The sequence below is a fragment of the Streptomyces sp. NPDC003016 genome (assembly GCF_053591455.1).
In genome coordinates this window covers 13,319-27,470 of sequence record NZ_JBSFTV010000023.1, presented here as the reverse complement: position 1 = coordinate 27,470, position 14,152 = coordinate 13,319, and the positions used below count along the sequence as shown (strand labels likewise).

Genomic DNA, 14,152 nt, shown 5'->3' with positions numbered 1-14,152 from the left:
CTGTCCGATCTCCGGCTGTCTGGTCCCGGCTGTCCGGTCCCCGGCTAGACGTCCAGCTGGTCGGCCACCGCGCGCAGCAGGCCCGCGATCTTCGCGCCCGCCGCCCTGTCGGGGTAGCGGCCGCGCTCCAGCGCCGGCGTGATGTTCTCCAGGAGCGTCGTCAGGTCCTGCACGATCGATGCCAGTTCGTCGGGCTTGCGGCGCTGCGCCGCGGCGACCGACGGGGTCGGGTCGAGGATCGTCAACGAAAGCGCCTGGTCACCGCGTTGACCGGCCACGACACCGAATTCGACGCGCTGGCCGGGCTTGAGCGCGTCGACTCCGGCAGGGAGCACCGACGAGTGGACGAAGACGTCGCCGCCGTCGTCGCGGGAGAGGAAGCCGAAGCCCTTCTCATTGTTGAACCACTTGACCTTGCCGGTAGGCACGTCTGTCCTCGTCCTCGTACTCGTCGTTGAAAACGGCTCTGGATAGCACTACAGCGGGTCGTAGGACCCGCCACCACCAAGGCTAATGGTCCAGGGGCTGGTGACAAGACGTCGCCGGGTGGTTCCTCAGGGCAGGGAACTACCCTGGTCAGGTGATGACTGAAACCCCCTCGTCCGAGGCCGGCCCCGGCGACCGGCTGGTACGTACCGGAGCCGTCGTCTTCTTCGTCGGCGCACTGGCCACACTGGTCACCGTGGCCCCGCTCTTCCTGGGTACGGAGCCCTTCCCCCCGGTGGCGTACGCCGTGTGCATGCTGATGGGCGCCGGCTTCGTGATCGCCGCCGCCGGAGTGCTCAGGTCGATCGCCGCGCAGCGCCGTCAGGCACGCGCCGCTTCGCAGTAGCCGCTCAGCCAGGCGGGGAAGGCCGCGAGGTCGTCCAGGACCACGTCCGCACCGGCTTCGCGCAGCTCAGCGGCGTCGCAGGGCCCCGTCGGCACGGCGACGGACAGGGCGCCGGCCGCCCGCGCGCCGCGTACGTCGCCGACGTGGTCGCCGACGTACACCGAGGCGCCGTACTCGCGCAGCGCCTCCGCCTTGGCCTCCGCCCACAGCCAGCCGACGACCGCGTCCGGCTCGATGCCGAGGTGCGCGAGGTGGAGCTTGGCGTTCGGTTCGTGCTTCGCCGTGACGACGACGGCGCGCCCGCCCGCCGCCCGTACCGCGGCCACCGCCTCGCGGGCGCCGGGCAGCGCGGGAGTTGGCGTGATCGCGTACGTCGGGTAGATCTCGCGGTAGCGGTCGCCCATCTCCTGGATGCGGTCCTCGGGGAACCAGAACGCCAGCTCCTGCTCCAGCGGCGGGCCGAGCCGGGTGACCGCCAGGCCGGCGTCGATGTGCGTGCCGGTCTCGGCGGCGAGCACTTCGTACGTGGCCCTGATGCCGGGCCGGGAGTCGATGAGCGTCATGTCGAGGTCGAAGCCGACCGTCAGCGGGGTCGTGGACAGGTGAGTGGGCATAAGGGCCATTGTGCCTACGGGGGCTCCGCGACCCACCCTTACACTTAGCCACCCCTTACCAACCTTCGGACGCGGAGGGGACCAGATGCGAGCCGCCACCGGCCGTCCCGGGCGCGCCCCGGTGGCCCGCCGCGTCGGCTGGACGGCCGCGGCTGTCGTGGCCCTGCTGGTCTCCGCCCTGCTGAGCCTCGCGGTCGGGGCGCGCTCCCTCGCCCCGTCCACCGTCTTCGACGTCCTGCTCAACGGCGGCCCCGGCGACGCCGCCGAGATCGTACGGACCATGAGGCTGCCGCGCACGGTCATCGGCCTGATGGTCGGCGTCGCGCTGGCGCTCGCGGGGACCGTCCTCCAGGGCATCACCCGCAACCCGATCGCCGACCCCGGCATCCTGGGCATCAGCCAGGGCGCGTCCGTGGGCGTGGTCCTCGCGATCGCCTTCGCCGGCATCCACTCGCTGTCCGGATACGTGTGGTTCGCCTTCGCGGGCGCCGCCCTCGCCTCGGTCGCGGTGTACGCCATCGCGGCGAGCGGACGCGGCGGCGCGACCCCGGTGAAGCTCGCGCTCGGCGGCGCCGCGATCAACGCGCTGCTCGCCTCCGTCACGATGGCGGTCCTGACGACACAGGCGGCCGCGCTCGACGAGTTCCGCTTCTGGCAGGTCGGGTCGGTGGCCGGCCGCGACGCGGAGGTGGTGGGCCAGATCTGGCCGTTCCTGCTGCTCGGTGGGGTCCTCGTCCTCTCCGTCGCGCGCGGGCTCGACGCCCTGGCACTGGGCGAGGACGTGGCGAGGGGACTCGGCCGGAACGTCGCGGCCGTACGGATCGTGGGCGGCGTCGGCGCGACGGTCCTGACCGGCGCGGGCGTCGCCGCGGCCGGCCCGATCGCCTTCGTGGGCCTCGCGGTCCCGCACATCGCGCGGGCGATCGTGGGCGGCGACCACCGGTGGGTCCTGCCGATGGCGGCGCTGATCGGCCCGGTCATGCTGCTGGTGTCCGACGTGGTGGGCCGTGTGGTCTTCCCGCCGAGCGAGGTCCCGGCGGGCGTGACGACCGCGCTGATCGGCGTGCCGTTCCTGGTCGCCCTGGTACGGCGGAAGGCGGTGCCGGCGTGACCACGAACAGCGCGGCTGCCGGGATACGGCCCGCCGGACACGCACTCGTGCGCGTCGGACAAGGACGGTTCCTGCTGCACCGGCGGGCCGCCGCCGTCGCCGGCGCGCTCGCGCTCCTGCTCGCCGGGGCGTGTGTCGCGTACCTCTGCGTCGGCGAGAGCAACGTCCCGCCCGCCGAAGTGCTGAAGGTCCTCTTCGGCCGGCCCTCGCCGGACGAACTCGTCGTAGGAACCCTCCGCCTGCCGCGCATGACCGCCGGGGTGCTCGTCGGGGCGGCGTTCGGCGTGGCCGGCGCACTGATCCAGACCGTCGCGCGCAACCCGCTCGCGAGCCCCGACATCATCGGCGTCAGCCAGGGCGCGAGCGCGCTCACCGTCGGGGCGATGACCTTCGGGATCACCTCCTACGCCGTACTCCCCTACCTCTCCGTGGCCGGCGGAATCCTCGCCGCCGCCCTCGTCCACGCCTTCGCCTGGCGCGGCGGACTGCACGCCACCCGCTTCGTGCTGATCGGCATCGGTTTCGCGATCGCCCTGCGCTCCCTCACGCACCTCTTCCTCACCAAGGGCGACCACCTCGTCGCCCAGCAGGCGCAGATCTGGATGACCGGCTCCCTCAACGGCCGCGGCTGGGACGAGGCCGCCCCCCTGGGCTGGGTGCTCCTCGCGCTGCTCCCCGCCGTCCTCTGGGCCGCCCGCGCCCAGCGCGCGGTGTCGATGGACGACGACACCGCGACCGCGCTGGGCGTACGGCTGGGGCGCGTCCGCCCGGGCCTGGTCCTCACCGGAGTCGTACTCGCCTCCGTGGCCACCGGAACATCCGGCCCCGTCGACTTCGTGGCGCTGCTCGCTCCGCAGATCGCCCGCCGCCTGACCCGCACCGCGCAGATCCCGCTCCTCTGCTCGGCCCTGCTGGGCGCGCTGATCGTCGTACTGGCGGATCTGTCGGCCCGCCGGCTCCTCTCGCCCACCGAACTGCCGGTGGGCGTGCTGACAGCGGCCGTCGGCGCCCCGTACCTGATCTGGCTGATCGTCAGGGGCCGCACGGGAGGCAAGGCGTGAGCAGGCTCACCGCGCGCGAGCTGACGCTCGCCTACGAGGACCGTACGGTCGTGCACGGGCTCGACCTGGCCGTGCCCGACGGCCGGGTGACCGTCATCATCGGCCCGAACGCCTGCGGGAAGTCCACCACCCTGCGCGCGCTCGGCCGGCTGCTCAAGCCCAGGACCGGCGCGGTGCTGCTGGACGGCGCCGAACTCGCGAGAATCCCGACCAGGAAGATCGCCCAGTCGATCGGCCTGCTGCCCCAGACCCCCGTCGCCCCCGAGGCCATCACCGTCGCCGACCTCGTCGCGCGCGGCCGCCAGCCGCACCAGCGCTGGTGGCAGCAGTGGTCCGGCGAGGACGAACGCGCGGTGACGGACGCCATGGCGCGCACGGACGTCACCGCACTCGCCGACCGCCCCGTGGACGCGCTCTCCGGCGGACAGCGCCAGCGCGTGTGGATCGCGATGGCCCTGGCGCAGGAGACGGACCTCCTCCTCCTGGACGAGCCCACGACGTACCTCGACATCTCCCACCAGGTGGAGGTGCTCGACCTCGTCCGCCGGCTCGCAGCGCCGACTCCCGGGGGCGACCGGGGCCGGACCGTCGTCGCCGTCCTGCACGACCTCAACCAGGCGGCCCGGTACGCCGATCACCTGATCGCCATGAAGGAAGGCCGCATCGTAGCCGAGGGCCACCCGAGCGACATCGTCACCACGGACCTCGTACGCGAGGTCTTCGGCCTGGCCTCGGTCGTGATCCCGGACCCGGTGACGGGCTCCCCCCTGGTGGTCCCGGGTCCGCCGTGGAGCCCGGCACCCGCCGCGCCGCATGCCGCGGTGGCGGGAGGGGGCGCGTCGGGGCGCTCCCCGCAGGGCGTCGAACGCAACCGCCCCGAAGCGCACGCCGTACCCGGACGTTCGGCGCCCGAGGAGACGCCCCGGCGCGGCACCGACCCCGAAGCCCCCGCCTCCGGGGGCACCGGCGCCGAAGGCACCGCCCCGCCCCGCGACCCCGCCGACACCCCCGGACAACCTGAAAGGCGCCCCTTCACATGACCGGAACCCCTCGCCGCCGCGGCTCCCTCGCCGTCACCGCCGTCGCCGCCGTCCTCGCGCTCTCCGCCTGCGGATCCCCCGACGCGGGCACCGACAAGGCACCGTCCTCCGCCGAAGGCGAAACGCACACCGTCAAGACCGCCATGGGCGACGTGCGGGTCCCGGACGACCCGAAGCGCGTCGTCGTCCTGGACACCGCCGAGCTGGACTCCGTGATCACCCTCGGCGTGAAGCCGGTCGGCGCGACGCACACCACCGCCGGGCCCGGCTTCCTGAGCTACCTGCCCAAGGACGAGGTCGCGGGCATCAAGGACGTCGGCGAGATGACGGCCCCCAACCTGGAGGCCGTCGCCGCCCTCGAACCGGACCTGATCCTCACCAGCAAGATCCGGCACGGCGCCCTGTACGACGAGCTCAAGGCGCTCGCGCCGACCGTGATGACGGAGAACACCGGTTACCCCTGGAAGGAGAACTTCCAGGTCCACGCCGAGGCGCTCGGCAAGAAGGCCGAAGCGGAGCAGGTGGTCGCCGACTACACCGCGCACGCCGCGAAGGTCACCGACGCGATCGGCGGCAAGGGCAGGGCCGCGAAGACCGATGTCAACGTGGTGCGCTTCATCGAGGGCGCGGACATCCGCATCTACGGCAAGCAGAACTACATCGCGACCGTCCTGGCCGACGTCGGCCTCGGCCGCCCGGCCATCACCGACAAGGCGAAGGACGGCTTCTCGTACGACGTCAGCCCCGAGAAGGTCGACCTCGCGGGCGAGGACGCCGACGTCGTCTTCCACTCGACGTACGGCGATCCGAAGAAGGCCAAGCAGACGCAGACCCTGAACAGCGGCCTGTGGAAGAACATGCCCGCCGCCAGGGCGGACAAGGTCTTCGGCGTGGACGACGAGCTGTGGATCCAGGGGATCGGCTACACCGCCGCCCACAAGATCCTCGACGAGATGCAGGCCCACCTCACGAAGGAGTAAGGGCGCGCCTACCGCCTCCGCGCCCGCCACACCAGGTAGAGCGCGGAGGCGACGGCCGCCGTCCGTACGACCCCGGGCCACATGCCCGAGACCGCCTCGCCCAGCGCGTCCCGCGCGAGCGGCTCGCCCCACCGCCCCTCGGTCCTCCCCCACAGCCACACGGCCGCGCCCGCCACGACCAGTCCGGGCAGGCCCAGCACCACCCCTTTCGCCTCGGCGCGGCTGAGGCGGTGCGAGGCGTACGCGAGGAGCCAGCCGCCGCCCAGCGCGAGCCAGTTGCCGAGGGCGGCGCCGGCGACGAGCAGCGCGGCGGCGAGCAGGAGCAGGACATGGGCGGGCCGGCGCACCACAGCCGCTGCCACCGCCGCCTCGTCCTGCCCGGCCGTACGACGCCGAGGCCGGAGCCGGAGCCGCAACCGGCGGCGGCCCGGAGGAACTTCCGCCTCGACGCCCGCTCCGCCACCGCCCTCGCCCTCGCCCTCGCCCTCGCCCTCGGTCGGCGGAGGCTTGAGTATTTCGGGAATCTCCACGCCGCCGACGAATCCCGGCACGGTGGCACCCATGCCGAGCGGCCCCGGTTCGACGCGCCACCAGTCGGGTTCGCTGCCCTGCGGGCCGAGTTCGTCCGACCCCGCGAGGTGGGGCGGCGAAGCGACGGGCCCGTCCACCGCGCCCACCGCGTCCGCCCGCTCGTGGTCCCGGCCGCGGGGCCGCGGAACCCACCGGCCGCGTCCGCCGCGCCCGCCGCCCTCCACCGACTTGTCGCGCTGCTCCGGCAGTACGGCCTGCCGCGCCGCGGGCCCCGGCTCCGGCATCGCGCCGCCCGACGCCGCCGCCACCAGATCGGCCGGGGGCCCGATCCGGTCCAGGATGCGCCGTACCGCCGCAGGAGAGTCCGGCGTACCGAACCCGGAGCGCCGGCGGTCGATTTCGTCGCGCAACGTGGCCACCAGCCGCATCCGCGTCGCCGCGGGCAGCTTGTGCTGCTGCGCCAGGTCGCCGACCCGGCTCAGATAGTCGTAGACGAGCTGATCGCTCTCGATCCCCACGCGCCGTTCCGTCCCCTCGCCCTCCAACCTCCAACTGCCTGCACCGACCGTAGCGCCACACCGGCTACCGTGGGGCGGATGGGGACCGGCGAGCGCAACCAGGAGGCGCACGTGTCCGAAGGATCAGGCGCAACGCCACCGCGCACGCTCGCGGAAGCCCTGCGCACCCGCGACGACGCGTCGCTGGCCGTGCTGTTGCGCGCCCGGCCCGACCTGCTCTCGCCGGTGCCCAGCGATGTGTCGCAGCTCGCCACCCGGGCGGGCACCCGCGCCTCCGTCGTACGGGCGCTGGAGCGGCTCGACCGGTTCACCCTCCAGGCCGCGGAGGCCCTGGCGGTGGCCCCCGACCCGGCTCCGTACGAGGCGCTGCGCGCGCTGATGACCGGCGACGAGGGCGACCCCGAGGTCGAGGCGGCGCTGCCCGGGGCCGTCGCCACGCTGCGCGACCAGGCGCTGCTCTGGGGCGCCGACGACCGGCTGCGCCTGGTGCGTACGGCGCGCGAGCTGCTCGCCCCCTCCCCCGCGCACCCGTCCCCCACCGGCCTGGGCCCGACCGTCGCCGAGGCGACCGCCGGGATGTCGCCGGGCCGCTGGCAGGAGACCCTCGCGGCGGCCGGACTGCCGCCCACCCACGACCCGGTGTCGGCGGTGGCGGCCCTGGCGGCGCTCTTCAACGACCGCACCCGCATGTCCGCGCTGCTCGACACGGCCCCGCCCGAGGCGCTGATGGTGCTGGAGCGGCTGGTGTGGGGGCCGCCGTACGGCGAGGTGACCTCCGACCCCGCGCCGCCCGTGCGGTGGCTGCGCGACCGGGGGCTGCTGCTGCCGACGAGCCTGCGTACGGTCGTGCTGCCGCGCGAGGCCGCGCTGCATCTGCGCGCCGGGCGCGCGCACCGGGTGCCGGAGCCGGTGCCGCCCGCCGTCGTGCCCCTGGCCGAACACAGCTCGCGGGTCGTGGACGGTACGGCCGCCGGCCAGGCGTACACGGCACTGTCCACCGTCGAGGAACTGCTCAAGGGCTGGAACGGGGGCGGCCCGGCCGTCCTGCGCTCCGGCGGCCTGAGCGTGCGCGACCTGAAGCGGACGGCCGCCGCGCTCGACGTGCCCGAGCCCACGGCCGCCTTCTGGATCGAACTCGCCTACGCGGCCGGGCTGCTGGCGTCCGACGGCGAGGCCGCCGAGCGGTACGCCGCCACGCCCGCGTACGACGACTGGCTCGGCCTCCCGCCGCAGGACCGGTGGACCCGCCTCGCCACCGCCTGGCTGCACGCCACCCGCACGGCCGGCCTGGTCGGCAGCCAGGACACGAAGGGCCGCGTGCTGGCGGCGCTCGGCCCCGACCTGGACCGCTCGGCGGCCCCCGAGGTGCGCCGCCGCGTCCTCGGTCTCCTCGCCGCGCTCCCCGAGGGCGCCGTGCCGGCCCCCGAGCAGGTACTGGCCCGGCTGCGCTGGGAACGGCCGCTGCGGGGGGCGGGTGCCGGCGCCGGGGGTGCGGGGCCCTCCACGGGCACCCCGGGCGACCTGCGGTCCCGTATCGCGCTGTGGACCCTCACCGAGGCGGAGCTCCTGGGCGTCACCGGACGCGGCGCGCTCTCCTCCCACGGCCGCGCACTGCTGGCCACCGCCTCTGCCACTTCCACCCCCTCCACCGGCGCCGAGGACGCCGCGGCCGCCGCGCGCGCCGCCGAGCTGCTCGCGCCGCTCATCCCGGAGCCCCTGGACCACGTACTCCTCCAGGCGGATCTCACCGCGGTCGCCCCGGGGCCGCTGCGACGGCCGCTCGCGGACACCCTCGACGTACTCGCCGACGTGGAGTCGAAGGGCGGGGCGACCGTGTACCGCTTCACGCCCGCGTCCGTACGCCGCGCGCTGGACGCCGGGCGGGCCGCGTCCGATCTGCACGCCTTCCTGGCCGAGCACAGCCGTACGCCCGTGCCGCAGCCGCTCAGCTACCTCATCGACGACGTGGCCAGGAAGCACGGGCACCTGCGGGTCGGCGCCGCCTGCGCCTACGTGCGCTGCGACGACGACGCGATGCTCGGCGAGATCCTCGCCGACAAGCGGTCGCAGCCGCTGGGCCTGCGGCGCCTCGCGCCCACGGTGCTGGCGGCGCAGGCCGACCCGGCGGCGCTGCTCGAAGGGTTGCGCACGATGGGCTTCGCGCCGGCCGCCGAGTCGGTGGCCGGAGACGTACTGATCACCCGGACCCACTCCTACCGCACCCCGCCGCGCACCGCCCCCGCGCCCGTCCCCGAGGGACCGCCGACCCCGGACGACACGCTGCTGGGCGCCGCGCTGCGGGCGATCCGGGCCGGGGACATGGCGTCCACGGCGGTACGCAAGGAGACCCCGGCGACGGCCGCGTCGGGAACCGGGACGACGGCCCCCGGCGGGCTGCCGCGCACCACGTCCGCGGAGACGCTCGCCACGGTCCAGGCCGCCGCCCTCACCGGCTCCGCGGTGTGGATCGGATACGTCAACGCGGACGGCGCGGCGAGTCAGCGCGTGATCGCGCCGGTGCGGGTGGAGGGCGGTTTCGTGACGGCGTACGACCACACGGCGGACGAGGTCCGCACGTACCCCCTGCACCGGATCACGGGCGTGGCGGAACTGGCGGACAGCCCGTAGGCGGGTACCGGTCCTCGCACGGTCACTTGCCGGAAGGCACCGTGTCCCCCGCGTCCTCCGCCCCGCGCGGCGCGCGCCGCGTGTGCACCGCGCGGCCGATCCGGCGGCCGAGGAGGAAGTAGCCGATCAGCGCGCCCGTCGTGTTGAGGATCACGTCGTCCACGTCGAACGCCCGGCCCGTGACCATCGCGCCCTGCGCCAGCTCCACCAGCACCATCACCACCACCGTGAGAACCACCACGCGCAGCAGCCGCAGCGAGCGCGGCACGAGCACCGGCAGCAGCAGCCCGAAGGGCATGCCCAGCAGCAGGTTGCCGCCTATCTGCTTGCACGCGGCGAGGAAGGTGTAGTCCTCGGCGTACTGCCGCAGCGAGGCGCCGGGCGTCAGGTTGGTGGTGACCAGGTCCTCCGAGGCGTGCGAGGGAACGAGCGTCAGCCGTGCCAGTACGGCCGAGAACAGGACGAGTCCAACAAAGGCCGCAACCACCGCGAGGGCCCGCAGGACCGTCCGCCACCAGGGGACACGAAGTTCCGCTTCAGCTGTCATGGACGTCCGTCTACCCGCGGTCCCGTCCCGTATCGCACGCGGTACGGCACACTGGACGTTTGGCCGTACGGGCCGACCTGCCGCAGAAAGGGCCGAAACCCGCGTGAACGGACCCCTCATCGTCCAGAGCGACAAAACCCTGCTCCTGGAAGTCGACCACGAGCGCGCCGACGCCTGCCGCCGGGCCATCGCGCCCTTCGCCGAGCTGGAGCGCGCCCCCGAGCACATCCACACCTACCGGGTGACGCCGCTCGGCCTGTGGAACGCGCGGGCCGCCGGGCACGACGCCGAGCAGGTCGTGGACGCGCTCGTCGAGTTCTCCCGCTACCCGGTCCCGCACGCGCTGCTCGTCGACGTCGCCGAGACGATGGACCGCTACGGCCGCCTGACCCTCTCCAAGCACCCCGTGCACGGCCTCGTCCTGACGACCACCGACCGCCCGGTGCTGGAGGAGATCCTCCGCTCCAAGAAGGTCCAGCCGCTGGTCGGCGCCCGGATCGACGCGGACACGGTCGCCGTGCATCCCTCCGAGCGGGGCCAGATCAAGCAGACGCTGCTCAAGCTGGGCTGGCCGGCCGAGGACCTCGCGGGTTACGTCGACGGTGAGGCCCACGCGATCGACCTCGCGGAGGACGGCTGGGCGCTGCGCCCGTACCAGAAGCAGGCCGTCGAGGGCTTCTGGCACGGCGGCTCGGGCGTCGTGGTCCTGCCCTGCGGCGCGGGCAAGACGCTGGTCGGCGCGGGTGCGATGGCGCAGGCCAGGGCGACGACCCTGATCCTGGTCACGAACACCGTCTCGGCCCGCCAGTGGAAGCACGAGCTGGTGAAGCGGACGTCGCTGACCGAGGAGGAGATCGGCGAGTACAGCGGTACGCGCAAGGAGATCCGCCCGGTCACCATCGCGACGTACCAGGTCCTGACGACGAAGCGGAAGGGCATCTACCCGCACCTGGAGCTCTTCGACTCCCGCGACTGGGGCCTGATCGTGTACGACGAGGTGCACCTGCTGCCCGCGCCCGTCTTCAAGTTCACGGCCGACCTCCAGGCGCGGCGGCGCCTGGGCCTGACGGCGACGCTCGTGCGGGAGGACGGCCGCGAGTCGGACGTCTTCTCCCTCATCGGCCCCAAGCGTTTCGACGCTCCGTGGAAGGAGATCGAGGCACAGGGCTACATCGCGCCCGCCGACTGCGTCGAGGTACGGGTCAACCTCACCGACAGCGAGCGGCTCGCGTACGCGACGGCGGAGCCGGAGGAGAAGTACCGTTTCTGCGCGACGACCGCGACCAAGCGGAAGGTGACGGAGGCGCTGGTACGGAAGTTCGCCGGCCAGCAGATCCTCGTCATCGGCCAGTACATCGACCAGCTCGACGAGCTGGGCGAGCACCTGGACGCACCGGTCATCAAGGGCGAGACGCCGAACGCGCAGCGCGAGAAGCTCTTCGACGCGTTCCGGCAGGGCGAGATCAGCGTGCTCGTCGTGTCGAAGGTCGCGAACTTCTCGATCGACCTGCCGGAGGCGACGGTCGCCATCCAGGTGTCGGGCACGTTCGGGTCCCGTCAGGAGGAGGCGCAGCGCCTGGGCCGGGTCCTGCGGCCGAAGGCTGACGGCCACCAGGCCCACTTCTACTCGGTGGTCGCGCGCGACACGATCGACCAGGACTTCGCGGCGCACCGCCAGCGGTTCCTGGCGGAACAGGGCTACGCGTACCGGATCGTGGACGCGGACGAACTGATGGCGGAGGACGGCACCACGTCGTAACGCGGCCTCGGGGCCCCGGGCCAGGGTCCCCGGCCCGGGGCCCGGCCGCGAACCCGGTGCGGCTACCGCTGCCGCCCGGCCTCCTCCTCGTGGGGGAACCGGGCGAGCGGGGCCTCGCGCTGGAAGAACGTCTTGGCGCGGATCGCCGCCCGCTCGTCGTCGCGGACCTGACCGGGCCGGGAACCGTTGCCGAACAGCACCCCGCCGAACCGCATCCGCAGGTACGCCGCCGAGTGGTTGAGGGTGGTCGTCAGCCCGTCGGCGACGACCTCGTCGTCGTCCGCCATGACCGTCACCCCCCACAGGGTCCGGCCGGCCATCCGCTCCTTGAAGTCCGAGCCGGGGTCCCCCAGCCAGCCCGACCAGTAGTCGAGGTAGCGCTTGGCCTGCGCGGAGAGGGTGTACCAGTACAGGGGCGAGGCGATGACGATGTCGGTGGCCGCCAGCGTGGCCTGCCGCAGCGTCTCCTCGTTCTCCCCGGCGGCCCAGGTGTCGGTCTCGTGCCGGCCGTCCTGGAAGTCGGGCAACGGCAGCCGGGCCAGGTCCACCCAGCGCTGCGGAACACCGGCGGGCAACTGCTCGGCGGCGGCCCGCGCGAGGATCTCGGTGTTGCCGTCGGGGCGGGAGCTGCCGAGGACGAAGAGGAACGAACGGTCCGTGCCACGGGGTGTGTCGGTGGTCATGTCTGCTCCGGTCTCGGCCCCTGGACGCGCCCGCCGAAGGGGTGTGAAGCCGGCCGCGGCCCGGGGAAATCGGTGAGTTCCCCGCTTCCAACTCCCTTGCTCACGAGGCTATTCCGGCAGGTGCCGGGCCACTTCGCCCGCCGGGCCGCTTCGCCGCCGGCCCTGTTCGCCCGCCGTACTCACCTGGTCCGCCCGGGCGGCTTCGTCCCGCCCGGTGGTCCCGTCCGACGGAGGGCGGGGTTCCGGCCCGTCCGGTGGTGTGCGGGGCCAGGCGGCCGAGCCGCTCGTTCCACTGCGGGTGCGGGCAGGGGCGGGGCGGGGGAGGGAGAGGGCAGGGGTCCGCCGGGTACCCGCCGGTCCCGCCGCCGCGTACGCCAGCAGCGCCAGCCCCAGCAGCGGGTACGGGGACGCGAACGGCTGCTGCCACCACGAGATCCGGAGGTCCAGTGCCCCGTCGTGCGGCACGAGCCACAGCGTGCGCGCCGTGAAGGCGACGGCCACCGCTCCGGCCACCCTCCACCGCCCTTCCGCGGCGAGCACCGCGAGCACCGGCACGCACCACACCCAGTGGTGCGACCAGCTGATCGGCGAGATCAGCAGCCCCGTCGCGGCGGCGGCCAGCACGCCCCACGGCTCGCGGCCCGCCACGACCGCCGCCCGGCGCGCGGCCCACAGCCCCGCCACCGCGACGCCCGCCGCGACCGCGAGCCATACCGGACCCGGCTCCGGGGTGTGCAGGACGCGGGCCAGCATCCCTTGCAGCGACTGGTTGTCAACGATCCACGCCTTGCCGACCCGGCCGGTCTCGAAGAGCCTGCGGGTCCAGAAGTCGACGCTGGCGTGCGGCAGTACGAGCGCGCCGAGCAGGACCGTACCGGTCAGCGACGCGAAGGCGGTGAGGCCGGCGCGTACCCGCCCCGTCAGCAGCAAGTACACGATGAAGATCGCGGGTGTCAGCTTGACGCCCGCCGCGACACCGAGCGCGAAGCCCTTGCCGATCGCGTCGTCCGTACGGGTCAGGTCCCACAGGACGAGGCAGGCGAGGGCGAGGTTGATCTGGCCGAAGAGGATGGTCTGGAAGACCGGTTCGAGCCACAGGCCGACCGCGGTGGCCGCGAGGACGAGGGCGGGCGCGGCCGGGAGCCGGGCGAACCGGCAGGAGAGGTGGACGAGGAGCGCGAGGAGCGCGGCGTTGCCGGCGGCGAAGGCGATCTTGAGGGCGCCCAGCGGCAGCCAGGTGGTCGGCACGAAGAGGATGGCGGCGAACGGCGGGTAGGTGGCGGGCAGTTGCCACTGGGTGACGGTGAAGCCGTACAGGTCGGTGCCGTTCGCGACCGCCGCGCCTTCCGCCCGGTAGACGAGGGCGTCGACCATGGGGATGCGCTGGAGTACGCACAGCGCGCCCAGCGCGGCCAGCGACACGGCGAGCAGGAGGCCGGCGGCACCGGTGATGCCGGTACTGCCGGCGGGCGTCCGGGCCGGTACGTCCGGTGATCGGGGTGTCACGCTGCGGAGTTCCACGGCCGCGACCCTAGTGGATGGCGGATCGACAGGTGACCTTGCGGAGCGGCGTGGTCAGCGGCGCTTCACGCCCGCTTCCTGCGCGTACTCGCCGAGGACGGCCACGCCGAACGCGGCGCCCACGAAGACCTTGACGGCGCGCAGGACGGCGCCGATCCGGTGACCGGGGTGGGGGGCGGCACCTGTGGCGGTGGCGCCGGCGGGGCGGTTGCGGTGGGCGGAGGGGCCTGGGGTGAAGGTTGCTGAAGCCATGCCTCCAGCATGAAGGCCGGACATTCTGCGCACAACGGTCTACGGGCTGAACTCCGGGCCACCGCCCTCCTCCTG

Annotated in this window: 13 protein-coding genes and 1 pseudogene; 7 read left to right on the top strand and 7 right to left on the bottom strand. The window is 73.8% G+C overall.

Annotation, left to right across the window (positions count from 1 at the left end):
- Nucleotides 1-44 precede the first annotated feature (44 nt).
- On the bottom strand, nt 45-428 hold the full coding sequence (locus tag ACWDZ4_RS20865) for a cold-shock protein (RefSeq protein ID WP_451509897.1): 384 nt from the start codon (nt 426-428) through the stop codon (nt 45-47).
- Nucleotides 429-583: 155 nt separating this feature from the next.
- Here ACWDZ4_RS20865 and ACWDZ4_RS20860 point away from each other — a divergent pair, with 155 nt between their 5' ends.
- Entirely contained in the window at nt 584-832 is a 249-nt protein-coding gene (locus ACWDZ4_RS20860) for a hypothetical protein (RefSeq protein ID WP_451509896.1), read from the top strand.
- Here the strand turns inward: ACWDZ4_RS20860 and ACWDZ4_RS20855 are convergent.
- Nucleotides 808-1,455: an HAD family hydrolase gene (locus ACWDZ4_RS20855; protein ID WP_451509895.1), complete on the bottom strand. Its 648-nt coding sequence runs from the start codon at nt 1,453-1,455 to the stop codon at nt 808-810. The genes ACWDZ4_RS20860 and ACWDZ4_RS20855 overlap by 25 nt on opposite strands.
- A 76-nt stretch (nt 1,456-1,531) precedes the next feature.
- On the opposite strand from ACWDZ4_RS20855, the gene ACWDZ4_RS20850 reads away from it, so the two are divergent.
- The 4 genes and pseudogenes from ACWDZ4_RS20850 (at nt 1,532) to ACWDZ4_RS20835 (ending at nt 5,638) form a co-directional block, all read left to right on the top strand.
- Nucleotides 1,532-2,557, top strand: coding sequence for a FecCD family ABC transporter permease (locus tag ACWDZ4_RS20850; RefSeq protein WP_451509894.1), 1,026 nt, complete (start codon nt 1,532-1,534; stop codon nt 2,555-2,557).
- The gene (locus tag ACWDZ4_RS20845; RefSeq protein ID WP_451509893.1) at nt 2,554-3,618 is read left to right on the top strand and encodes a FecCD family ABC transporter permease; all 1,065 of its coding nucleotides are present in this window, start codon (nt 2,554-2,556) and stop codon (nt 3,616-3,618) included. Before ACWDZ4_RS20850 ends, ACWDZ4_RS20845 begins: the two co-directional genes overlap by 4 nt.
- Nucleotides 3,579-4,430: pseudogene (locus tag ACWDZ4_RS20840) on the top strand (ABC transporter ATP-binding protein); the annotation flags it as partial. The gene ACWDZ4_RS20845 and the pseudogene ACWDZ4_RS20840, both read left to right, overlap by 40 nt.
- Nucleotides 4,431-4,654: 224 nt before the next feature.
- Nucleotides 4,655-5,638, top strand: coding sequence for an ABC transporter substrate-binding protein (locus ACWDZ4_RS20835; RefSeq protein ID WP_451509892.1), 984 nt, complete (start codon nt 4,655-4,657; stop codon nt 5,636-5,638).
- Between the two features lie 8 nt (nt 5,639-5,646).
- On the opposite strand, the gene ACWDZ4_RS20830 is transcribed toward ACWDZ4_RS20835, so the two are convergent.
- Nucleotides 5,647-6,687 carry a hypothetical protein gene (locus ACWDZ4_RS20830; protein ID WP_451509891.1) on the bottom strand — a complete coding sequence of 347 codons (1,041 nt, stop codon included), beginning with the start codon at nt 6,685-6,687 and terminating at the stop codon, nt 5,647-5,649.
- Between the two features lie 78 nt (nt 6,688-6,765).
- On the opposite strand from ACWDZ4_RS20830, the gene ACWDZ4_RS20825 reads away from it, so the two are divergent.
- Nucleotides 6,766-9,315: a helicase C-terminal domain-containing protein gene (locus tag ACWDZ4_RS20825; protein WP_451509890.1), complete on the top strand. Its 2,550-nt coding sequence runs from the start codon at nt 6,766-6,768 to the stop codon at nt 9,313-9,315.
- Nucleotides 9,316-9,337: 22 nt separating this feature from the next.
- Here ACWDZ4_RS20825 and ACWDZ4_RS20820 read toward each other — a convergent pair whose 3' ends face one another.
- The gene (locus ACWDZ4_RS20820; RefSeq protein WP_451509889.1) at nt 9,338-9,862 is read right to left on the bottom strand and encodes a VanZ family protein; all 525 of its coding nucleotides are present in this window, start codon (nt 9,860-9,862) and stop codon (nt 9,338-9,340) included.
- A 103-nt stretch (nt 9,863-9,965) separates the two neighbouring features.
- On the opposite strand from ACWDZ4_RS20820, the gene ACWDZ4_RS20815 reads away from it, so the two are divergent.
- Nucleotides 9,966-11,621: a DNA repair helicase XPB gene (locus ACWDZ4_RS20815; RefSeq protein WP_451509888.1), complete on the top strand. Its 1,656-nt coding sequence runs from the start codon at nt 9,966-9,968 to the stop codon at nt 11,619-11,621.
- Between the two features lie 62 nt (nt 11,622-11,683).
- Here ACWDZ4_RS20815 and ACWDZ4_RS20810 read toward each other — a convergent pair whose 3' ends face one another.
- The 3 genes from ACWDZ4_RS20810 to ACWDZ4_RS20800 form a co-directional block, all read right to left on the bottom strand.
- Nucleotides 11,684-12,304 carry a flavodoxin family protein gene (locus tag ACWDZ4_RS20810; protein WP_451509887.1) on the bottom strand — a complete coding sequence of 207 codons (621 nt, stop codon included), beginning with the start codon at nt 12,302-12,304 and terminating at the stop codon, nt 11,684-11,686.
- Between the two features lie 108 nt (nt 12,305-12,412).
- A complete protein-coding gene (locus ACWDZ4_RS20805; protein ID WP_451509977.1) occupies nt 12,413-13,735 on the bottom strand; it encodes a glycosyltransferase 87 family protein in 1,323 nt (440 codons plus the stop codon).
- A gap of 144 nt (nt 13,736-13,879) precedes the next feature.
- Nucleotides 13,880-14,077, bottom strand: a complete 198-nt coding sequence (locus ACWDZ4_RS20800) for a hypothetical protein (protein WP_451509886.1) — start codon at nt 14,075-14,077, stop codon at nt 13,880-13,882.
- Nucleotides 14,078-14,152: the final 75 nt, after the last annotated feature.

What these genes read in the sequence shown, in the direction of transcription:
- ACWDZ4_RS20860 (WP_451509896.1), top strand. Translation starts at nt 584, where the DNA reads ATGACTGAAACCCCCTCGTCCGAGGCCGGCCCCGGCGACCGGCTGGTA.
- ACWDZ4_RS20855 (WP_451509895.1), bottom strand. Translation starts at nt 1,455, where the DNA reads ATGGCCCTTATGCCCACTCACCTGTCCACGACCCCGCTGACGGTCGGC.
- ACWDZ4_RS20850 (WP_451509894.1), top strand. Translation starts at nt 1,532, where the DNA reads ATGCGAGCCGCCACCGGCCGTCCCGGGCGCGCCCCGGTGGCCCGCCGC.
- ACWDZ4_RS20835 (WP_451509892.1), top strand. Translation starts at nt 4,655, where the DNA reads ATGACCGGAACCCCTCGCCGCCGCGGCTCCCTCGCCGTCACCGCCGTC.
- ACWDZ4_RS20825 (WP_451509890.1), top strand. Translation starts at nt 6,766, where the DNA reads ATGGGGACCGGCGAGCGCAACCAGGAGGCGCACGTGTCCGAAGGATCA.
- ACWDZ4_RS20820 (WP_451509889.1), bottom strand. Translation starts at nt 9,862, where the DNA reads ATGACAGCTGAAGCGGAACTTCGTGTCCCCTGGTGGCGGACGGTCCTG.
- ACWDZ4_RS20810 (WP_451509887.1), bottom strand. Translation starts at nt 12,304, where the DNA reads ATGACCACCGACACACCCCGTGGCACGGACCGTTCGTTCCTCTTCGTC.
- ACWDZ4_RS20800 (WP_451509886.1), bottom strand. Translation starts at nt 14,077, where the DNA reads ATGGCTTCAGCAACCTTCACCCCAGGCCCCTCCGCCCACCGCAACCGC.